The organism is Pectobacterium aroidearum, assembly GCF_041228105.1.
GTDB classification, from domain to species: Bacteria; Pseudomonadota; Gammaproteobacteria; order Enterobacterales; family Enterobacteriaceae; genus Pectobacterium; species Pectobacterium aroidearum.
Genome location: NZ_CP166097.1, coordinates 2,274,707 through 2,297,251, shown reverse-complemented (window position 1 = coordinate 2,297,251; position 22,545 = coordinate 2,274,707). Strand labels below are relative to the sequence as shown.

Below are 22,545 nucleotides of genomic sequence, written 5' to 3'. Positions count from 1 at the left end.
TATGACTTAACTATAGCATTCACTATGACGTTTTCAATCGTTAGTCTGGTGACTCAACCGGTTGGAAAGTCGCCAGACGCGCATAACAAGAGTGGGGAGGATGCCAAGAGTGCGATACACTCTGTGTATAACCGTATTGACTGAAAAATCCCGTATGTTCGGAAAAACCTGTTTCGCACTGGCATTCACCTGGCTGGCATTGCCTGCACTGGCCGCATCGCCGTCCGTGCCAGCGTCACCTGCTCCGTTGGAAAATATTCACCAGAGCGGCTTTGTCTATTGCGTCAATGATGTCCTGAACACGTTTAACCCGCAGATGGCGCGCAGCGGCGTCACCATTGATACGCTGGCAGCACAGCTTTATGACCGCCTGCTGGACGTCGACCCTTATACTTATCGTCTGATGCCAGAGCTGGCTCAGCGCTGGGAAGTGCTGGACAACGGTTCGACATACCGTTTCTACCTGCGCCGCGATGTGCCGTTTCAGCGTACCGCCTGGTTCAGCCCAACCCGCAATATGAACGCCGACGACGTGATCTTCAGCTTCCAGCGCATGCTGGACGAAAAGCATCCGTATCATGATGTTAACGGCGGTGAGTACCCCTATTTCGACAGCCTGCAATTCGCCGATTCGGTACAAAGCATCCGCAAACTAGGCGAGTATAGCGTTGAGATCCGCCTCAATAGCCCGGATGCGTCTTTCCTCTGGCATTTGGCCACGCACTACGCACCGATCCTGTCTGCGGAATACGCGCAGCGTCTGGCAAAAGAGGACAAAAAGGAGCTGCTGGATCGCGAACCGGTCGGTACCGGCCCCTATCTGCTCAATGAATACCGCAACGGGCAATATATCCGGCTGACGCGCAACGACGATTATTGGCGCGGCCTGCCACGCATGCAGCAGGTCGTTGTCGATCTCGGTTCCGGCGGTACGGGTCGCTTATCCAAGCTGCTGACGGGCGAATGCGATGTCCTCGCCTATCCGGCGGCTAGCCAGCTAACGATTCTGCGTAACGACCCTCGCCTGCGTCTCTCGCTGCGCCCTGGCATGAACGTCGCCTATCTGGCTTTCAACGTACGTAAACCCCCGTTGGACGACCGCCGCGTGCGGGAAGCCATCGCACTGGCGATCAATAACGACAGACTGATGCAGTCGATCTATTACGGCACGGCGGAAACCGCGGCGTCGATTCTGCCTCGCGCCTCATGGGCGTACGACAATGAATCGCAGATTACGGAATATAACCCGCAGAAAGCGCGGCAAATCTTGCAGGATTTGGGGCTGACGAACCTCAACCTGCGCCTGTGGGTGCCCAGCGCCTCGCAGTCCTACAACCCCAGCCCGTTGAAAACGGCAGAGTTGATACAGGCCGATCTGGCGCAGATTGGCGTCACCGTGACCATTGTTCCGGTGGAAGGCCGTTTTCAGGAGGCACGGTTGATGGAACTCAGCCACGATTTAACGCTGGCGGGCTGGGCAACGGACAGTAACGACCCGGACAGCTTTTTCCGACCGCTGCTAAGTTGCGCGGCGATTCGCTCCCAGAGCAACTACGCGCACTGGTGCGATCCCACGTTTGATGAAGTGCTGCAAAACGCGCTCTCGTCACAACAGCTTTCTAAGCGGATTGACTATTATCAACAGGCACAGCGTATTCTGGCAGAACAATTACCCGTTCTGCCGCTGGCATCGTCATTACGACTACTGGCCTACCGCTATGACATGAAAGGGCTGGTATTGAGCCCGTTCGGCAATGCCTCGTTCGCGGGCGTCTTCCGCGAGGATCAGCAGGCGCAGCAGAAACCCTCTGCACCGGAAACCGTGGAGGAAGCACAGCCGTGATTATTTTTACCTTACGACGTCTGGTGTTACTGATAGTGACACTGTCACTACTAACATTGGTTGGCTTTAGCCTCAGCTACTACACGCCCAATGCGCCGCTCAACGGCGCAGCGCTATTTGATGCCTATCACTTTTATCTCACCAGTCTGCTTCAGGGAGATTTTGGCCGATCCAGCATTAACGGGCAGGCCATTAGCGAGCTGCTGAAAGAAGTGTTCCCGGCCACGATCGAGCTTTGTCTGCTGGCGTTTGCGCTCTCGCTGCTGGTCGGCATTCCGCTGGGCATTACCGCCGGCGTGATGCAGAACCGCGGCGCGGATATTGTGATCAGTACACTGGCGCTTATCGGCTTTTCCCTGCCGGTATTCTGGCTGGCGCTGCTGTTAACGCTCTTTTTCTCGCTGCACCTCGGCTGGCTGCCGGTTTCAGGCCGCTTTGACCTGCTCTATCAGGTGAAAACCGTCACCGGGTTTGCCCTGATTGACGCCTGGCTGTCAGATTCGCCACACCGTGGCGAAATGATCGTCAGCGCTATCCGCCACTTAATTCTGCCGATTACCGTGCTGGCCGTCGGGCCGACGACTGAAGTGATCCGCCTGATGCGCGTCAGCACCACGGAAATTATCAGCAAAAACTATATTAAAGCAGCGGCCACTCGCGGACTCTCGCGTTTTACGGTCATTCGTCGCCACCTGATTCACAATGCGCTACCGCCAATCATTCCCAAACTGGGATTGCAATTTTCCACGATGCTGACGCTGACGATGATTACCGAAGTGGTCTTTAACTGGCCGGGCATCGGCCGCTGGCTGGTGAACGCCATTCGCCAGCAGGATTATGCCGCGATTTCTGCGGGCGTCATGGTGGTCGGCGCGATGGTCATCACGGTCAACATCCTGTCCGATATTTGGGGTGCTATGGCAAATCCGTTGAAACACAAGGAATGGTATGCCCTTCGATAACGTTTATAGCGAAAAACGGCTGCCAAGCCGACTGGGCGATACCTGGCGGGCGTTCCATCAGGATATGCTCGCGATGATCGGGCTATACGGTTTTCTGATCCTGATTGGCCTGTGCCTGTTCGGCAAGTTTCTTGCGCCTTATGAAGTGGATCAGCAATTTTTAGGCTACCAACTGTTGCCCCCCTCCTGGTCCCACTATGGTGAAGTGTCGTTCTTTCTTGGCACCGACGATTTAGGCCGCGACCAGCTAAGCCGCCTGTTGAGCGGCGCGGCGCCGACCGTCGGCGCATCGCTCATCGTCACCTACGCAGCGGCGCTGTGCGGCATCGTATTGGGCGTTTTTGCGGGCGTCACCCGCGGGCTGCGCTCTGCGATGCTCAACCATATTCTGGATACGCTGCTGTCGATTCCCTCGCTGCTGCTGGCGATTGTGGTGATTGCCTTTATCGGCCCCAAACTCGAACACGCGATGCTCGCCGTCTGGCTGGCGCTGCTGCCGCGTATGGTGCGCACCATCTACAGCGCCGTACACGCAGAAATGGACAAAGAGTACGTGATCGCCGCTCGTCTTGACGGCGCGTCCACGTTTTATCTGGTGTGGTACGTTGTGCTGCCGAACATCGCTGCGCTACTGGTTTCCGAGTTTACCCGCGCGCTGTCGATCGCCATTCTGGATATCGCCGCGCTGGGCTTTCTCGATTTGGGCGCACAGCTGCCGACGACCGAATGGGGCGCGCTGCTTGGCAACTCGCTGGAGCTGGTTTATGCCGCACCGTGGACCGTGATGCTGCCCGGCGCGGCTATCGCGCTGAGCGTGTTAATCGTCAACCTGCTGGGCGACGGCATCCGCCGCGCGCTCGTCGCGGAAACGGAATAAGAGGCGACGACTCCCTATGCCATTACTTGATATCCGTAACCTGACGATTGAATTTCTCACCGCCGACGGCCCCGTCAAAGCCGTCGACCGCGTCAGCATGACGCTGAGCGAAGGGGAAATTCGCGGTCTGGTGGGCGAATCCGGCTCAGGTAAAAGCCTGATCGCCAAAGCCATCTGCGGGATCACCAAAGAGAACTGGCGCGTAACCGCCGACCGCTTCCGCTTTGATGATATCGATCTGCTGCAACTGTCGTCGCGCGAGCGGCGTAAACTGGTCGGCCATAACGTCTCCATGATTTTTCAGGAACCGCAATCCTGTCTCGATCCGTCCGAGAGTATCGGGCGGCAGTTGGTGCAGGCGATTCCCGGCTGGACGTATAAAGGCCGCTGGTGGCAGCGATTCAACTGGCGCAAACGCCGCGCTATCGAACTGCTGCACCGCGTTGGGATTAAAGATCATAAAGATATTATGGGCAGCTATCCCTATGAGCTGAGCGACGGCGAGTGCCAGAAAGTGATGATTGCCATCGCGCTGGCGAACCAGCCGCGCCTGCTGATTGCCGATGAACCCACCAACGCGATGGAATCCACCACGCAGGCGCAGATTTTCCGCCTGCTTTCGCGGCTGAATCAGAACAATAACACCACGATTCTGCTCATCAGCCATGACCTGCAAACCATGAGCAAATGGGCTGACCGGATCAACGTGCTCTATTGCGGGCAAACGGTAGAGAGCGCGACCAGTGAAGATTTGATCACCGCGCCGCACCACCCTTATACGCAGGCGCTGATTCGCGCAATGCCCGATTTCGGTCGTTCGTTGCCGCACAAAAGCCGGCTGAACACGCTAACCGGTGCGATCCCCTCGCTGGAGCATCTGCCGATTGGCTGCCGACTCGGCCCGCGCTGCCCATATTCACAAAAGCAGTGTATGCAAACACCGCCGCTGCTCTCGGTTAAGAACCACTTATATGCCTGCCACTTCCCGCTCAACATGGAGGAACCGTAATGGTTGAGATGCTGCTTGAAGCCCGCAACCTGACCAAAACGTTCCGCTATCGAACCGGACTGTTCCGTCGTCAGCATGTCGAGGCGGTGAAATCCGTCAGCTTTACGCTGCGTGAACGACAAACGCTCGCCATCATCGGTGAGAACGGATCGGGGAAATCGACGCTGGCTAAAATGCTGTCAGGCATGATAGCCCCGACGTCCGGCGAACTGGTTATTGACGATCACCCGCTGCATTACGGCGATTACCGTTATCGCAGCCAGCGCATCCGCATGATCTTTCAGGATGCGAGCAATGCGCTCAATCCGCGCCAGCGCATCGGGCAGCTGCTGGATGTCCCGCTGCGGCTGAATACCGACCTCAGCGCCGAAGCGCGCGAACGAGCGATTAATCAGGCGCTGCAGCAGGTCGGGTTACGCCCCGATCATGCCTATTATTATCCGCATGCGCTCGCGCCGGGACAAAAACAGCGTGTCGGTCTGGCGCGCGCGCTGATCCTGCAACCGAAAGTGATTGTGGCCGATGAGGCGCTGGCATCACTGGATATGTCTATGCGGTCACAGATTATCAATCTAATGCTGGAGTTACAGGAAAAGCACGGTATCTCTTATATTTACGTGACGCAGCATCTGGGTATGATGAAGCACATCAGCGACCAGATTCTGGTGATGCAGGCTGGTGAAGTGGTCGAACGCGGCAGTACTGCCGATGTGTTGTCCGCCCCGCTCCATGACCTGACGAAACGTTTGATTGCCAGCCACTTCGGCGAAGCGCTCAGCGCCGACGCCTGGCGACGCGACGGCGCACAACGTTAATCTCCGCGCACAACGACGGTATCCCCGCTACGGCCGCAGGACGGTGAAAGAAGGGAGGATACTGCTCGGAGTACCGCTACCGTCCCCAACATGGTAGAATCGCGCGGTTTATTCATCTCGGTCGTCACTTGCCGCGTAGGTTTACCGGCACCGAAGTGGCGATCGCAGCAACAATGATCACAAGGATTACTGCTATGGGTTTTCTTACCGGTAAGCGCATTCTGGTAACAGGTGTTGCCAGCAACCGTTCTATTGCCTACGGTATTGCACAAGCAATGCAGCGTGAAGGTGCCGAACTGGCCTTCACGTATCAGAACGACAAATTGAAAGCACGCGTTGAAGGCTTTGCCAGCGAGCTGGGCTCCAGCATCGTTCTGCCGTGTGATGTCGCTGAAGATGCGAGCATCGAAGCACTGTTTACCGAACTGGCTAACGTATGGCCGAACTTTGATGGCTTCGTGCACTCTATTGCTTACGCACCGGGCGACCAACTGGACGGTGACTACGTTGATGCCGTGACCCGTGAAGGTTTCAACATCGCTCACGATATCAGCTCTTACAGCTTCGTCGCGATGGCGAAAGCCTGCCGTAAAATGCTGAACCCGAACTCTGCGCTGGTTACCCTGTCCTATCTGGGCGCTGAGCGCGCTATCCCGAACTATAACGTGATGGGTCTGGCAAAAGCGTCTCTGGAAGCAAACGTACGTTACATGGCGAACGCCATGGGTGCTCAGGGCGTGCGCGTTAACGCCATCTCTGCGGGCCCGATTCGTACACTGGCTGCATCCGGCATCAAAGACTTCAAGAAAATGTTGTCTCATTGCGAAGCCGTTACACCAATCCGCCGTGTCGTTACCATTGAAGACGTGGGCAACTCTGCTGCGTTCCTGTGTTCCGATCTGGCTGCCGGTATCTCCGGTGAAGTTCTGCACGTTGACGGCGGCTTCAGCATCGCTGCAATGAACGAGCTGGAACTGAAATAAGTCATCAAAAGTAGCCTGTCCCTGATGGGCTACTTTCCTCCCTTTCTCAGCAGCGCTACATCTATCAGATAACGCAGCATCTTCTGGTCATAATCCAGATCGGTACTGGTGTATTGTGCCGGGTCTCTATTGACCCACGAGTCCGTGACCCGAACGCCGGCGGGTGAACCATCCAGTTTCACCGCATAGATAAAAAAGCCCGTCCAACTCCGATGAAAACGGAGCCAGCCGTCCTCAAAATAGATAAACCATTTATCTTCCATTTGCTTTGGAATGATGCCCTGCTTCATTGTTTCAGCGTCCTCATCCGTAAACAGCGCCTGAAAATTAAGCGGCGCAGTTTGCTGCGGTGCGGGAGCGTGTTTCCAGTCTTGTGCCTGAGCGTGCATAAATTTAGTCGTTTCCTTGCGGTAAACTGGTACGAATGTGCAGCAACAAGGTAATAAAGGCCTGTTTATCCGCCAGATTATTCAGATAACTGCTGGATATCACCGTGGTATCCAGTAAGGTTATTTGCTCAATGGCGCGGTGTAGAGTGTGACCAAGTTCTGGGGCGTCCAGCTTGCGGGCTGCGGCATAAAGTGTATCAGCAGAGAAATCAAATGCATCAAAGCCACAGCAGGCTGCCACGCACTCGGTTTCAATAATCAGCCATAACGGTAACAAGCCTTCGAGCACGTCATCGACATTAACAGCCAAATGATGCCGCCCGGTTAAATCGGGTAAGACAATGCGCTCGTTATCCCCTATCGGGATAAAATCTTCCTTAATAAACGACACGTTATTCACCTTCCGGCTCAGATCCAACCTTCACCGTATAGTCGCCGAATAATCCGTATCCAGCAATTCAAACGTATGATGTTGCTGAGAAGAAAAGATGATCTCTTTACTCTTCGTCACAAAGATGGCCTCAATGTCCGGTTGATGCTGTAGAAACTCAATGCCCACGTTCACGCCCATGCCGTAGAGCAGCGTGGTGTAAATATCACCGTCGAGAGAATCATTCGAGATAACCGTTACGCTGTGCAGTTCATTATCCAGCGGATAACCCGTCCGAGGATCGATAATATGATGGTAGATGCGATCGTCCACGGTAAAAAAGCGCTCATAAACGCCGGATGTCACCACGGATTTGTTCTTCACCTTAATGATGCCAAGCAGGCTATCGCGATCCGCAAAAGGCTTCTGCAACCCGACGCTCCATAGCCCTTGCTCATCCGTCAGCGCGCTGCCGATAGCCAGCACGTTCCCCCCCAGATTGATCAGCGCATCCTGAATCGCATGTTGATGCAGAACATCTCGGACGATATCGGCAATATAGCCTTTCGCAATCGCCCCCAGATCGATCTCCATTCCGGCGCTTTCTAGCAATACGGCACAATCCTGCTCTATGAGAATAATGCGCTCGGGATGTGTCAATGCCAGCGCTCGTTGTATCGATTCGCTGTCAGGCACCGTGCTGCCGCTAAAACCGATTTTCCAGAGTTTGACGACGGGACCTATCGCCACATTAAAGCCACTATTTTCAATCAGACTCACCGCTTTAGCGCGCTTAATCAGCGCAAAGACAACCGGGCTGACCGGCACAGACGCTTTTCCCGCCGCGTGATTGATACTCATCACTTCCGACTGCGCCCGATTAACGGTTAGAAGGTCTTCAAGCTGCTTGATGCGCAGGAAAACTTGCCTGACAGCGGTTTCATCATGAACAAAGAGTTTGAGCAGAATGGGGCTACCCATGAGATGAACGGAATAGACGTAAGCATTATCGACAGAAGGCATACGGTAGCTCCAATGAACGAACGGCAATACAGAGAGGGAAGCATCGGAAAATCGCGGACGCCCTTTCAGACGCCCGCCAGTATACCTACTGTTTTATCACTTATTCCTCTACCAGCATCGACTGATTTTCCGCCGTTTTCACCGTTGTTTTCACAAACTTCGCCTTCCGTGCTTTCGTTGGGAAAATACCAGAACGACGCGGCATCCGCGCATAGGCCGCCGCCTGAATACCCGCCTGAATACCGAAGATAATGATATCCGCCACGGCGTTGCCGCCAATGCGGTTCGCGCCGTGAATACCGCCAACCACTTCCCCTGCGGCATAAGCCCCGGAGATCGTCTCTTTATAGCGGTTCAGCACTTCCGCTTTCTCGTTGATGGTCACGCCCCCCATCGTGTGGTGCACGCCTGGCGCCACCTTAATCGCGTAGTAAGGCGCCTGATTTAACGGATCGCGCATCCCCGTCGTACGGCCAAAATCCTCATCCTGTTTATCGGCAATGAAGGCATTGTAGCGTTCGATCGTGGTTTGCAGTGCAGCCGACGGCATATCGAGCTTATCAGCCAGTTCCGCGACACTGTCCGCTCTGACGGTCAGCCCTTGCGCGACATACTCTTCGACCGCCCGATTACGGTTTCTCACCTGCTCGTCGAACAGGATGTACGCATAACCTTCCGGCAGATTCACGATGGCTGACGAGACGTTATCCCGCGTTTCCATTTCGTTAAAGAAGCGCTCTCCACGCTGTGACACCAGAATAGCCCCGCCGCCGCGAATGGATTCGGAAATCAGATAAGATGTCGTTTGTTCCACCGTCGGATGGGTCTGAATTTCGCCCATATCCACCGTATCCGCACCGATATGCTCCAGCAGCCGAATCCCGCCGCCCATCGCACCTTTGTGGTTGGTGGTGACGAAGCCTTTCAGGTCTGGGCGGTATGACTCAACCATTGCCTGATTGGCGCTAAAACCGCCTGTCGCAACAATCACCGCTTTTGTCGTAATCAGACTTTCTTCCTGCTCATCATTAACGACTTTGACGGCAGTAACCTTGCCCTTATCCTGCACAATTTCGGTTACCGACGTTTCCAGTAGCACCTCAATATTGTACTTATTGAGATTTTTAATCAGTCCGCTGACCAGATAACCGCCCACCGCGGCGCCGTTGGCAGGCCGATGCGTTCTGTCAACGCTCATGCCGCCCGTCGTGGTGATATCGCTCAGTTCAATATCGTGCTGCGCCAGCCAGTTAATCGCGTCAGATGCGTGCTCGACGAAATAGTGTACCAGCGCGGGATTGTTCTTCTGTTTGCCGCTTTTCAGGGTTTCGTTATAGAACAGCGCGTGGCTATCTTCGATGCCTTTATTTTGCTGGAAGACGGTTCCCGCCGCGTTCATACCAGCAGATGCCTTGATGGTATTGCCACCAATGACCGGCATCTTTTCAATCACGATAACGCGCGCGCCCTCTTCGCTGGCCTGAATCGCCGCCGCCAGCCCCGCACCGCCGCTGCCAATCACTACCACGTCCGCTTCGCGGCGCGCGTCAGGGTTACCGCCATCGGCAATAATGGCGTCTTTGCTGGATTTCACCATCGCCTTGGTGACAGCCTTTTTAATCGCTTCACTCTGTGCCGTTGCGCCCGTTACGGCATCAACATGTGGGCTATTGGTATCCAGAATGCGTTCGCGGATAATATCAAAACTGATTTTCAGTGAATCATCGATCTCGCTATTTTCCAGCTCGATATCGGCGACCCGATTCTGCTCAAAATGAACATGAATTCGCAGCTCGCCACATTCATCCTGAATGCTTTCCTGATAAACCCCGGATTTAAATTTTTTTCCGGTTAAATTTACATCCCGAATCATGGCTTCGACTAATGAAAAACGCCACAGCGGTTCGGGAATCATTAATGCTTCACGTTTATCACTGGCAATATAAAGTTCGAGTTTTTCCTGCTCGGCAATACGATCTGCCCAGTCTGGATAAGCAATACAGGCTCTGCCGACGGCAATCAGGTCATAACCATTTTCCAGCGCCGCGTCGGCGTCTGCCTGATTCACAATATCCCCGACGCCAATAACCGGAATCGCGGCTAATGTTGCAGAACGACGGGAAACATATTTTTTAATCAGCGGCGTCGGGTCATTAATCTCAATAATGGATGAGCGCAGGATATTTCCCATAGAGAAGTGGACATAATCCAGCCCGCGTGCCGCTAATTTCTCCAGCAGATAGAGTGAATCATCAAAATGAATGCCCGGTTCTTCGATCTCTTCCGGTGAGAAACGATAGCCGATAATAAATGCAGGATCGGCGTATTGAGCCGCGACCTCATGGGTGATATCCAACACCGCCAGCGGAAATGCCGCACGGTTATCACGGCTGCCGCCCCATTTATCTGAGCGCTGATTAGAGTGTGGAGAATAGAACTGTTGGATCAGGTAGGTGTTCGCGCCGTGAATTTCTACCCCATCGAATCCCGCCTGAATAGCACGACGGACGGCATCGCCAAATTTGCCGATCATGGCGTCAACCTCATCGCCCGACAGCGCGACCGGAACCGTCGCTCCTGCGCGCGGCGCGGCAATAGCGCTCGGAGCAACCGGTGTCGCACCGCCAATAAAACGCGGTTCGACCATGCGGCCACCGTGATAAATTTGCAGGATCGCCGTCGAGCCTTTTTCTTTAATCGCCGTCGCAATTTTAGCCAACCCGGCAATTTTATCGTCGTGGTCTATCCCTATCGCACCGGGAAACGCTAACCCTTTGTCATCAATAAAGCAGCATTCCACAATTACGGTGCCGATACTGCCAGCTCTGGCCTGATAATATTCCACCAGCTCTTTGGTGACACTCCCATCGTAAAACCCACTACAGGTGGTCATGGGAGCCATCAGTACCCGATTTTTCAGCGTCGCGCCGTTGGGGAGTGTAAAAGCGGCAAATAGATCATGGTGATTATTCTTCATAGCGAATACTCCACTTAAAATAAAAACTCTGTTCGCAAATGAATCGAAAGCTGCCGTATTTGTTTTTATTAATTTTTTTGGCTGATAATTTGCGAACTTATTACTTACCAAGTATCTATTTTTTTAACTGTTATAAAATGTTTTTTTACTATTTAAACTATTTTGTAGTTCCGCTTTTATTAAGGGTATTCGCACAACTCTTTTCTATATTTAATATTCCATTCACTTCATTAACATTTCTTTATCCTGAAAATAACCAATCGAATATTATTTATATTCTGCATAACAAAAAAACGCCCCGGTAAACAAATAATCCGGGGCAAAAATGGGATGGCTATTGGTGTTGATAGGTCTCCGTGCGAACGCCGTTGATGTATAGCTGACGCTGCTCGCCCGCCGGCAAGCGCAGCGTCGCGTGCCGCCAGGCAGGCTGATATCGCCCTTCCGATGTGAACGTCACGTCAATGCGCTGGTTATCCGTACGAATTTCCCAACGCAGCCACAGCGCGTTTCCTTCGCGCCATTGCCACGTTTCACCATCGTCTTCAAACAGTAGTCCGCTGTCCGTGCCTCCCGCCGCAGGCGGAAAGAGCAGAAATTCACGCTGTTCGTCTTCACGGGGGCTGACATATGCCGTTCGCTCCGACAGCGGGATCATCGCCCCCGAGCGGACCATCAGTGGAAGGCGCTCCAACGGGGCATCCAGCACAATGGTCTGTCCGCCGCTGAACCACTGGCCGGAATGAAAATCGTACCAGCCTGACGTATTCGCTGGCAGATATACCGTACGCTGACGCTGCCCCGGTTCAACCACGCTGGCAACCAGAATATCGCGTCCCAGCATGAAATCGTCAGTTTCTGCCAGCGTCGCGCTGTCTTGATCGTGATCGAGGAACGTCGGGCGCAGCATCGGTTCATCATCCGCGCTAGCCTGCCACAGCAAGGTGTAAAAATACGGCAGCAAACGATAGCGAAGCTCAATGGCGCTGCGTATCGCAGGCGTTACCGCAGGATACATCCACGGTTCGTTCACCGTATGATCGTCATTCCAGGAATGGATGGTGAAACGCGGATGCATCACGCCATTTTGTACCCAGCGTACAAAAAGCTCGGCGTCCGGTTTGTCACCGGAGAAGCCGCCGACATCATGCCCAACATTAAACAGGCCGGACAGACTCATTCCCACGCCCATTCGCGTGTTGTAGCGCAGCGTTTGCCAGTTGGTGCGATTATCGCCGCTCCAGGTTTGCACGTAGCGCTGCATTCCCGCACAGCCGGAACGCGAGATCAGATAAGGGCGCAGCGTCGGGGCAAAACGCTGCTGTGCTTCCAGCGAAGCACGCATCATCAGCAACGGCATCAGTGGGCGAATGTGTTTGATCGCCATCGTGTCGCCGAATCCGTGGCAGCGGGCTTCGCCATCCCAGACTTCATATTCGTTATTGTCATTCCACGTCGAATCAATCCCTTTCTCCAGCAGTTGCCGGGTGACGTTCTCCTGCCACCACGCCACCGTTGCCGGGTTAGTGAAATCAAGGTGCGACCCTTCGTCGTCCCAAAAGCTGGAGCGTTCTGGCACATCGGACTCGGAATCGAGGATAAACAGCCCCTGCGCCGATACCTCTTCATATTTGGGGTGGTCTTGCAGTAAACAGGGCTTGATATTGGCAGCCAGCTTGAGGCCCGCATCATGAAAAGCCTGCGACATCACCTCCGGCTGCGGGACTTTGTCGTAGTTCCAGTTAAACACATAGCGCTTATTGTTAATCGACGTGTAGCCCGACGAGAGTTGAAATGAATCACACGGGATATTGTGTTCGCGGCACAACGCGATAAATTTCATCAGCTGCTGCTGCGCATCGGGCGCATCCGTGTAATGCATGGTGGAACCGCTATAGCCGAGGCTCCACTTTGGCCCAAAGAGCGTTTTACCCGTCAGGCGCACGAACGCTTTTGTCACATCCAGCACGCGCGGCCCGATGAACAGGTAATAGTCGAGATCGCCCGCTTCCGCCTGATAGCGCCGATAAGCCAGATGGTAGTTATCGATTTCATTACCGAGATCGAGCCAGGTCGTGCTCAGGTTATCGTAAAACAAGCCGAAACTGACATCATCGCGTCGGGTAATGGTAAACGGAACATGCTTATACAGCGGATCGGTGCTCGCCGCGTTGTAGCCCATCGCATCCAGATTACGGAACTCAAACCGGCGTCCTGTGCGTTCCAGATCGCCCGCCTTCTCGCCCAGACCGTAATAACGCTCAGTTGGGAAACGGCGCTGATAATGCGCCACACCGTCACCCTGTGGATTCAGCAGATAGGCGCTGGTGGGTCTATCCGCGGCAAACGGCTGCCATTCACCCTGTTCATCACGGTATTCCCACGCCAGCCACAGCGGTTGATGAATCGTAATACGCATCCGCGTGGTGCTGACACGCAATGCATTGTCCAACTGTTCCAGCGAGAATCCCGGCAGGCTAAAGCCTTCGCTACTTTCGCGGCTGCGCCCCTGCCAGGGAACATCCTGCTGCGGCGCGATGCTCCAGGTGCGATTCAGCTTCAGTTCATCATTTTGTTTAACCAGCACGCGGGCCAACATCGGTTCCAGCACGTACAGGCGAAAAACATGTCTGTCATCCACCAGCAACTCAACATGGTCGGCGCTCTGATGACGGAACACCCAATTTTTCAACGTTTTCATACAGCGTCCTTTTCAGGAAAAAATAAATTAGCCGTTACGCCTGTGGCCGCGCTTTCCCACGACGTTCAGCAATAAACGCGATCAGGAAGACGGCACCGATCAGATCGAAGAATCCCATGGCGACAAACAACGGGTTAAACCCGATTTTGTCGGCGGTGACGCCAATCAACAGCGAGAACAGGAAGCTGGCAATCCAGGCGAATGAACCACGCATCCCGTTCACCGTTGCCATCTGGCCTTTATCAAACGATTCCACGACCAGTGCGCTCAACATGCAGGAAATCACCTGATGGCCGAACCCGCCGATGGAGATCAGCAGAATCGCTACCCACGGATCTTTACTGATGGCGACCAACGCCAGCGACAGCATCAGAAACGCGCCCGTTACCGAGCTGGCCACAATCGAGTTAACGCGCGAACAGCCGAACCAGCGGGTGTAGAGCCGAGTGAGGTAGCCGCTGGCGACGCTGCCCAGATCGGCGGCAAGAAACGGTAACCACGCAAACATCGCGATTTGTTTCAGATCCATACCGCGTTCATTTGCCAGATAGAGCGGCACCCAAAAGCTGAGCACGGCCCACGCGGGTTCCGCCATAAACGCGGGAATCGCAATACCGTAAAAGCGTTTGTTTTTTGAGACGGTTTTCAGTGCGGTAAAGAAAGGCAGTTTGACAGGAGGCGCTTCGTTGTCCTGACGGATGAAATCCAGCTCCTCGCGGCTTAAATTGGGGTGATCTTCCGGGTTATGGTAGAACAACCACCACAGCATCACCCACAGCAGCGCCAGCCCACCGGTGAACATAAACGCGCCCTGCCAGCCCAGATAGGCATGCGCCACGACAATAATCGGCGGTGCCAGCATCGCGCCGATGGAGAAACCGACACCGGCCCAGCCTGCCGCAATTGGGCGTTCCTTTTTCGGGAACCACTCGCCCAGCGTTTTGGCATTCGCCGGCGTCGCCGCCGCTTCGGACGCGCCCATAAAGAAGCGCAGGATCGCCAGATGCAGCCAGCTTCCCGCTCCCGCGTGGAAGATGCACATCAGCGCCCAGATTGTGGCACAAATCATAAAGCCCATTTTCAGACCAATGACATCGATCAGCCAGCCGCACACCGGCTGGAAAATGGTATAGGCCAGTTGGAATGCACCCACAATCCAGGAATATTGTTCGGTGGTAATGCCCATCGTGGTTTTCAGTTCTGGTGCCAGAATACCGAGCGAATTACGCGTGATGTAGTTAACAGTAACGCCAAGCAGAAACAGGCCAAGAACCCACCAGCGCAAATTTCTGAATGTCCGTTTACCTTTGGTAGCGATGGAGGACGAATTGATGTCGAGACTCATGGTGACTCCTATACAGGAAAGTAGGGTTACATTGGTCTGATATCTCAGCGGCATTTTTGTATTTATAGCCTACCGAACACTCAAACCATTTTTATATCATTGTATTTGTTAACTTAAATCCTTTTTTATTGCCTCTAACCACTGAAATTGGTTTACCAAATTGAGAGTAGAACAATTGAAAATCGTGAAACACTCACTTTTTTGAAAACATTTTCATGCTATGGTCAAAATGCAGGCAAAAAAACCTCTGTACCGCCTGAAAACAGGCAACAGATGGCAATGAAAACTTTGTCATTTTCGAAGGTGAACGGGATCACAAAATGAAAGGAAACCTGAAAATACGTGAAATTGCGCAGCGGACAGGCTACTCGATCAGTACGGTTTCACGCGTATTGTCTGGTCAGTCCAATACCAGCGAGCACGCAAAAGCAGACATTCTCAACTGTGCCCGCCAGTGCGGCGTACTGGCCGATCTTGCCAACGGCCGCCTGCTCTTGAACGGGCTGACGATATTCGCCCCGCCGCGCGCTTTTGATATTCGGTCCGACATCTTCTATCACAAAGTGGTACAGAGCATCATTGATGCCCTGAAGCCACACGATGTGCGAGTGCGGTACTGTGGACTGGAGGAAAATGACAGCGATGCCGCGCTCTTTTTAGACAAAATGCGCGATCCGGCCACGGAGGCGGCGCTGCTGATCGGCATCGACGATCCCTATATTCACGCGCTGGCGGCAGACAGCGGTAAGCCCTGCATATTGATTAACTGTCTCGACCGTAAGATGCGATTACCGGGTGTGGCACCGGCACACCGGTTAATCGGCGAGTTCTCCGCGCACTATCTCTTCGAGCAAGGACACCATACCGTGTTGACGCTGTTATGCCTGCGTCGCTACACAATGGAGCTACGTCTGGACGGTATCCGGGATGCCTATCAGTATCATAATCTGCCGTTTTCCAGCGGGGAGAACTTGCTGTCGTTAGATAATTTCAGCACGGCAGATGCGGAACAGGCGATGACCGCCTTTTTGTCACGCTGTCCGCAGGATAAATGGCCTACGGCTATTCTGGCAGGCGGTGATTTCATCGCGGTCGGGGTGGTCAATGCGCTGCATAAGGCGGGATTACGCGTACCGCAGGATGTCTCGGTGATGAGTATGGATGGCTTCAATCTGTCGGCCATCCACGATGTACCGCTAACGTCGGTACACGTGCCGCGTGAAGCGCTAGGCGAAGAAGCCGTCAGGCTGCTGCAATATCGTTTGATCCGTCCCGAAGCCCCGGTTGGCAACACGCTACTCAACGGTACGCTGGTGGCACGCCAGTCCGTCAGGCGGCTACGCGCCAGTAAATCGGTTGCACCCGTACAGGACGAAAGCCTTTACGACTGAGCCTGCAACCACTGCTGCGCCGCATCAAAGAAGTTCTGCGCCAGCGGCGTTGCTCTGCCTGCCTGTGCGACAACAACCGCGGCGCGGCGGCGCATCGGCGGAAATTGCAGCGGCCGCAGCGTTAACGCAGGCGTCATTTCCGGGATCAAGCTACCGTGGGGAACAATCCCACACCCCAGCCCAACATAGGTACTTTGGATCAGTTGCAGGACAGAAGCGCTTTCCACCTTGACCCACGGCGAGACGCCCATTTCGCGAAAATGGCTATCCAGATAGCGGCGGAAATAGCGGCTGGCCTCCGCCAGGCAGAGCGGCACGTCAGAAAGTGCGGTGAGAGGCAGCGGCGTGTCACCCACTAACTGCGGGAAATGCTGAGGATGAAACAACAGATCGATACCCTGCTCCGTCAACGGCGATGCCTGAAAGTGCAGCTCCTGTAGCGTCGAAAACTCAAAAAAGCCGATACCGACATCTACCGAATGCGCATTCAGCGCTTCCAGCAGTTGATCCGCACTGAACAGCGAAATCTGAAAATCCAACTGCGGGTAAACCTCATTGACCGCGGCCAGCAGGCTCGATAACGCGATGCTGCTTTGCGGCACCGCACCGATGCGCAATACGCCACTCACGCCACGCTTCAGCGACGCCACTTCAAGCTTCAGCCCCTGATACACCGAGACGATCTCCCGCGCCCAGGCCAGCACGCGCTCGCCTTCGGCGGTAAAGCCTTCAAAATTGTTACCCCGGTTGATTAGCGCCAAATCCAGCTCTTTTTCCAGATTCTTCAACCGCATGGAGAGCGTTGGCTGGCTGACAAAACTGGCTTCCGCTGCCCGGCCAAAATGGCGCTCTTTCTCCAGATTGCACAGGTATTGCAGTTGCTTAATATCCATCGTCAGACTCTGTAGTGGGCAAGCCACAAGTATACCCTAAATAATTCGAGTTTCAGGAAGGCGGCAAGTAAGGGAATCCCGATGAGCTTACTCAAGTAAGTGATTCGGGTGAGTGAGCGCAGCCAACGCACATGCAACTTGAAGTATGACGGGTATATACTCTGATAAATAGCCTCTATCCCACCATAGCCGCATTTGATTAGACGGGATCGCCGACGGCACCTAAACTTCCCTCAAGAGCAAATATTTAAAATTTTGTTCACATAAAAAAAACAAAACCCTAAATAATTCGAGTTTCAGGACGGCGGCAACGCAGCGAGTCCCCAGGAGCTTACTCAAGTAAGTGACTGGGGTGAGCGAGGCGGCCAACACACCTGCAACTTGAAGTATGACGGGTTTATTCACCTGCGGAACATGCTATGAAATTCAAACCATCCATCAAGCCATACCGCAATGCGGCTGGCGGCTGGGGCTCGTTGGAAGCCACCACGCGTTTTGTGCTCGACAGCAAGCAAGCGCTGAAAAATATCCGAAACTTGTTGCGGGTCAATAAATCGAAAGGTTTTGACTGCCCCGGCTGCGCCTGGGGTGATGACAACAGCAGCACGTTCAGTTTCTGCGAAAACGGCGCGAAAGCGGTAAGTTGGGAAGCGACGCGCAAAGCGGTCGATCTGGATTTCTTCGCCGCCCATAGCGTCACGACGCTACGCCAGCAAAGCGACTATTTCCTTGAGTATCAGGGGCGTTTAACCCACCCGATGCGCTATGACCGCGCCAGCGACCGCTATGTTCCCATCGACTGGGACGCAGCGTTTGCGCTGATTGCTCAGCACATCAATAATATGGCTCATCCCGATCAGGTGGAGCTTTATACGTCCGGCCGTGCCAGTAATGAAGCCTCTTATCTGTATCAGCTTTTTGGCCGCATGTTGGGCACCAACAATTTCCCCGACTGCTCAAATATGTGCCATGAGGCCAGCGGAATTGGCCTGAAACAAAGTATCGGCGTGGGGAAAGGCACGATCCGGCTGGACGATTTCGAACACGCTGACGCGATTTTCGTTTTTGGTCAGAATCCCGGCACCAATCATCCACGCATGCTGCACAGCCTGCGCCACGCTGCCGATCGCGGCGCGCACATCGTCTCCTTTAATACGCTACGCGAACGCGGTCTGGAACGTTTTGCCAATCCGCAGAATCCGCTGGAGCTGCTCACGCCGCTGTCCGGCACCATTAGTGAAACCTACCTACAGCCTAATCTGGGCGGCGATATGGCTGCCGTGCGCGGCATGGTAAAAGCATTGCTGGAAACACATCGCCAGCGTCTGTCTGCCGGGGAAGCGGGTTTATTCGATCAGGATTTCCTGTCTACACACACCCAGCAGGTGGATGAATACCTCGCCGTGGTGGACGCCACCAGTTGGCAGAAAATCGAACAGCAATCCGGCCTGAGCGAAGCGCAACTACGCTATGTGGCGGCGATTTATCAGCAGTCTCCACGTGTGATTTGCACCTGGGCGATGGGCATTACCCAGCACAAGCATTCCGTCGCTACCGTGCGGGAGATCGTCAACCTGCAACTGCTGTTCGGGCAGTTGGGGAAACCGGGTGCAGGTCTGTGTCCAGTACGCGGCCACAGTAATGTGCAGGGTAACCGGACCATGGGGATCGATGAGAAGCCGACAGCGGCATTTCTCGATCGTCTGGCGGCGCATTATGACTTCACACCGCCTTACGCCGCAGGCCACAACACGGTAGAAGCGCTGGAGGCCATGCTGCGTGATGAGATAAAAGTGCTCATCGCGCTGGGCGGTAACCTCGCTGCTGCTGCACCGGATTCAGCGCGTACCGAAGAGGCACTCAGCCGCTGCGATCTAACCGTGCATATCAGTACCAAACTCAATCGCAGCCACCTGGTTACTGGCAAGGTTGATGCGCTGATTCTGCCGACGCTTGGCCGAACCGATCTCGACATGCAGGCCAGCGGCCCGCAGTTTATTACCGTCGAAGACTCTTTCAGCATGGTGCATGCGTCACAGGGTGTCGGGCAGCCGCTTTCGCCGTTGCAGCGCTCGGAAACCGCGATTGTTGCCGGGATTGCTGATGCGGTCCTCGGTCATGAACAGCTCGACTGGCTGGCGCTGGCGGACGATTACTCACGCATCCGCGATCACATCGCCGCGACCATTCCCGGCTTTACCGATTTCAATGCCAACTGCGACCTGCCGGGCGGATTCTATCTCGGTAACGCTGCCGCCGAATTGCGCTTCAATACCCTCAACGAGAAGGCGCAATTCAGCCAGGCCAAGTTGCCCGATACGCTGTTCCCACAGCTACAAGGCAGCGACGTGCCTTTTACCCTGCAAACCCTGCGTTCACACGATCAGTACAACACCACCATTTATGGGCTGGATGACCGCTACCGCGGCGTGTACGGGCAGCGGGAGGTCCTGTTCATGCACCCGGATGATATCAGCGCGCTGGGGCTGGAAGATGGCGATCTGGTCGATATCGAAACGCTGTGGAACGATGGCATAACCCGTATCGTCAACGGTTTCAAGCTGGTGAGCTACGCTATTCCACGCGGCAATCTGGCGGCCTACTACCCGGAAACCAACCCGCTGGTACCGTTGTCCAGCTTCGGGGATGAAACGCACACGCCGACCTCTAAATCGGTACCGGTTAGTGTTCGACGCAGTACGCAAGCAGAGCCTCTGCTGCGTATCGCCTAAGCATCTGCCCATTAGGCTGTAAATCATTCCGTCAACGCCCCTGCCGTGCCACAAACTCGATGATGTGCACGGCAGGTGAAGGCGTTGAAATCAGTCCTGACTTTTCTCAGATTGATTCGCGCTTTCACCGCCACAATACACCCACACCATCCCCGATTATTCTTGCCGCCAGCACCCGATTCGAGTAAAACTGTGAACCGCTAATTGAGCCATTCACAACCGTATTTCTGGACGCTATGTTTCAAGATAATCCGCTGCTTGCACAGCTAAAACAGCAACTTCACTCTCAGACACCGCGTGTTGAAGGTGTCGTCAAAGGCACCGATAAAGGATTTGGCTTTCTTGAAGCTGACGGACAAAAAAGCTATTTCATTCCCCCTCCACATATGAAAAAAGTGATGCACGGTGACCGGATTACCGCCACCCTGCATACGGAAAAAGATCGGGAAATTGTCGAACCTGAAACGCTTATCGAACCCTTCCTGACCCGATTTGTTGGCCGCATTCATAAAAAAGACGATCGTTTATCCATTACGCCTGATCATCCACTGCTAAAAGATGCGATTCCCTGCCGTGCCGCACGCGATGTGACGCACAATTTTCAGGAAGGCGATTGGGCGGTGGCAGAAATGCGCCGTCACCCGCTGAAAGGCGACCGTGGATTTCATGCTGAACTGACACAGTACATTACGACGGGCGATGACCCGCTGGTGCCGTGGTGGGTGACATTGTCACGTCATAATCTGGAGCGTGCTGCACCGGACGTTGAAGCAACGGAGCGCCATGACGGTGAACTCGTCCGCGAAGATCTGACCGCGCTGAGCTTTGTCACTATCGACAGCGCCAGCACTGAAGATATGGACGATGCACTGTACGTACAGGACAACGGCGATGGTTCTCTACAATTAACTATCGCGATTGCCGATCCGACCGCCTATGTCGACGCGGGTAGCGAGCTGGACAAGATTGCACGCCAGCGCGCCTTCACCAACTATCTGCCCGGCTTCAACATCCCGATGCTGCCGCGCTCGCTGTCCGATGATATCTGTTCACTGCGCCCGGACGAGCGCCGTCCTGTCCTCGCCTGCCGTGTGACGATTGCCGCCGATGGTGCGCTGGGTGACGATATTCACTTCTTTGCCGCCTGGATCGAATCCAAAGCCAAGCTCGCGTATGACAATGTCTCCGACTGGCTGGAAGAACAAGGCGAATGGCAGCCGCAAAATGACGCGATTGCTGAACAAATCCGTTTGCTGCACCGCGTCTGTCTGGCTCGCAGCGAATGGCGCACTACCCATGCGCTGGTATTTAAAGATCGTCCTGATTACCGCTTCCTGCTGGGTGAAAAAGGCGACGTATTGGATATCGTGGTTGAACACCGCCGCATCGCCAACCGTATCGTTGAAGAAGCCATGATTGCCGCCAACGTCTGTGCGGCCATTGTGCTGCGCGATAAGCTAGGCTTTGGTATCTATAACGTCCATAACGGCTTCGATCCGGTATCGATTGATCAGGCCGTTACCGTGTTGGACACCCACGGTGTTCAAGCCGACGCGCAGACACTGTTGACGCTGGAAGGGTTCTGTAAGCTGCGTCGTGAGCTGGATGCCCAACCGACACAGTTCCTGGATAGCCGTATTCGCCGCTTCCAGTCTTTCGCGGAAGTCAGCATCACACCGGGGCCGCACTTTGGTCTGGGGCTGGAAGCCTATGCCACCTGGACATCCCCTATCCGTAAATACGGCGATATGGTGAACCACCGTTTGCTGAAAGCGGTTATCACCGGACAGGCAGCGGAAAAACCGCAGGACGATGTTACGGTACAGTTGGCAGAACGCCGTCGCCTTAACCGTATGGCCGAGCGTGATGTCGGCGATTGGCTGTACGCCCGCTACCTCAGCGACAAAGCGGGTACCGATGTGCGTTTCAACGCGGAAATCATTGATGTCACACGCGGCGGCCTGCGTGTCCGCCTGCTGGATAACGGCGCAGTCGCATTTATCCCATCCTCCTTTATCCACGCCGTGCGCGATGAGCTGGTGTGTAGCCAGGAAATGGGCACCCTCGCGGTGAAAGGCGATGTGGTTTATCGTCAGGGTGATACGCTGGACGTCGTCATCGCGGAAGTTCGTCTGGAAACCCGCAGCGTCGTGGCAAAGCCAGCCGCATAAGCGTCATACCGCCGATTCATCTCGGCGGGCAGCATCTCCGCGCGGGCGTTCATAACGAACGACT

General features: G+C 54.5%; 16 protein-coding genes. 9 read left to right on the top strand and 7 right to left on the bottom strand.

The annotated features are described in order from the left end of the window. Positions 1 to 154 precede the first annotated feature (154 nt). From sapA to fabI, 6 genes are all read left to right on the top strand, one after another. Positions 155 to 1,843, top strand: coding sequence for an ABC transporter substrate-binding protein SapA (sapA, locus tag AB8809_RS10605; protein ID WP_349856261.1), 1,689 nt, complete (start codon positions 155 to 157; stop codon positions 1,841 to 1,843). After that, positions 1,840 to 2,805, top strand: coding sequence for a putrescine export ABC transporter permease SapB (gene sapB / locus AB8809_RS10600; RefSeq protein ID WP_015840558.1), 966 nt, complete (start codon positions 1,840 to 1,842; stop codon positions 2,803 to 2,805). The genes sapA and sapB overlap by 4 nt, the downstream gene beginning before the upstream one ends. Continuing rightward, positions 2,792 to 3,682, top strand: a complete 891-nt coding sequence (gene sapC / locus AB8809_RS10595; RefSeq protein ID WP_015840559.1) for a putrescine export ABC transporter permease SapC — start codon at positions 2,792 to 2,794, stop codon at positions 3,680 to 3,682. Before sapB ends, sapC begins: the two co-directional genes overlap by 14 nt. Before the next feature lie 16 nt (positions 3,683 to 3,698). Further along, positions 3,699 to 4,691, top strand: coding sequence for a putrescine export ABC transporter ATP-binding protein SapD (sapD, locus tag AB8809_RS10590; protein ID WP_180778000.1), 993 nt, complete (start codon positions 3,699 to 3,701; stop codon positions 4,689 to 4,691). Continuing rightward, a complete protein-coding gene (gene sapF, locus AB8809_RS10585) occupies positions 4,691 to 5,506 on the top strand; it encodes a putrescine export ABC transporter ATP-binding protein SapF (protein ID WP_015840561.1) in 816 nt (271 codons plus the stop codon). Before sapD ends, sapF begins: the two co-directional genes overlap by 1 nt. Positions 5,507 to 5,700: 194 nt before the next feature. Continuing rightward, the gene (gene fabI, locus AB8809_RS10580; RefSeq protein WP_015840562.1) at positions 5,701 to 6,489 is read left to right on the top strand and encodes an enoyl-ACP reductase FabI; all 789 of its coding nucleotides are present in this window, start codon (positions 5,701 to 5,703) and stop codon (positions 6,487 to 6,489) included. Positions 6,490 to 6,518: 29 nt separating this feature from the next. On the opposite strand, the gene AB8809_RS10575 is transcribed toward fabI, so the two are convergent. The 6 genes from AB8809_RS10575 to AB8809_RS10550 all read right to left on the bottom strand — a co-directional run bounded on the left by AB8809_RS10575 (position 6,519) and on the right by AB8809_RS10550 (position 15,294). Further along, positions 6,519 to 6,878: a hypothetical protein gene (locus AB8809_RS10575; protein ID WP_181846188.1), complete on the bottom strand. Its 360-nt coding sequence runs from the start codon at positions 6,876 to 6,878 to the stop codon at positions 6,519 to 6,521. A gap of 4 nt (positions 6,879 to 6,882) precedes the next feature. After that, a complete protein-coding gene (locus AB8809_RS10570; RefSeq protein WP_349856033.1) occupies positions 6,883 to 7,269 on the bottom strand; it encodes a DUF6331 family protein in 387 nt (128 codons plus the stop codon). A 30-nt stretch (positions 7,270 to 7,299) separates the two neighbouring features. Further along, positions 7,300 to 8,271, bottom strand: coding sequence for an FAD:protein FMN transferase (locus tag AB8809_RS10565; RefSeq protein WP_349856034.1), 972 nt, complete (start codon positions 8,269 to 8,271; stop codon positions 7,300 to 7,302). A gap of 100 nt (positions 8,272 to 8,371) precedes the next feature. Further along, positions 8,372 to 11,248 (bottom strand): flavocytochrome c, encoded by a 2,877-nt coding sequence (locus tag AB8809_RS10560; protein WP_349856035.1) that lies wholly within the window; start codon positions 11,246 to 11,248, stop codon positions 8,372 to 8,374. A gap of 334 nt (positions 11,249 to 11,582) precedes the next feature. Beyond that, positions 11,583 to 13,949 carry a glycoside hydrolase family 31 protein gene (locus AB8809_RS10555; RefSeq protein WP_349856036.1) on the bottom strand — a complete coding sequence of 789 codons (2,367 nt, stop codon included), beginning with the start codon at positions 13,947 to 13,949 and terminating at the stop codon, positions 11,583 to 11,585. Between the two features lie 34 nt (positions 13,950 to 13,983). Further along, positions 13,984 to 15,294, bottom strand: coding sequence for an MFS transporter (locus tag AB8809_RS10550; RefSeq protein ID WP_015840567.1), 1,311 nt, complete (start codon positions 15,292 to 15,294; stop codon positions 13,984 to 13,986). 320 nt (positions 15,295 to 15,614) lie between these two features. Between AB8809_RS10550 and AB8809_RS10545 the strand changes: the two genes are divergently transcribed. Beyond that, positions 15,615 to 16,685: a LacI family DNA-binding transcriptional regulator gene (locus tag AB8809_RS10545; protein WP_182100146.1), complete on the top strand. Its 1,071-nt coding sequence runs from the start codon at positions 15,615 to 15,617 to the stop codon at positions 16,683 to 16,685. On the opposite strand, the gene AB8809_RS10540 is transcribed toward AB8809_RS10545, so the two are convergent. After that, positions 16,676 to 17,578 carry a LysR family transcriptional regulator gene (locus AB8809_RS10540; RefSeq protein ID WP_180778084.1) on the bottom strand — a complete coding sequence of 301 codons (903 nt, stop codon included), beginning with the start codon at positions 17,576 to 17,578 and terminating at the stop codon, positions 16,676 to 16,678. The genes AB8809_RS10545 and AB8809_RS10540 overlap by 10 nt on opposite strands. A gap of 419 nt (positions 17,579 to 17,997) precedes the next feature. On the opposite strand from AB8809_RS10540, the gene AB8809_RS10535 reads away from it, so the two are divergent. Together AB8809_RS10535 and AB8809_RS10530 are read left to right on the top strand one after the other, a co-directional pair. Beyond that, positions 17,998 to 20,310 carry an FdhF/YdeP family oxidoreductase gene (locus AB8809_RS10535; protein WP_180777994.1) on the top strand — a complete coding sequence of 771 codons (2,313 nt, stop codon included), beginning with the start codon at positions 17,998 to 18,000 and terminating at the stop codon, positions 20,308 to 20,310. Positions 20,311 to 20,546: 236 nt separating this feature from the next. Continuing rightward, on the top strand, positions 20,547 to 22,481 hold the full coding sequence (locus AB8809_RS10530; protein WP_181848725.1) for an exoribonuclease II: 1,935 nt from the start codon (positions 20,547 to 20,549) through the stop codon (positions 22,479 to 22,481). Positions 22,482 to 22,545: the final 64 nt, after the last annotated feature.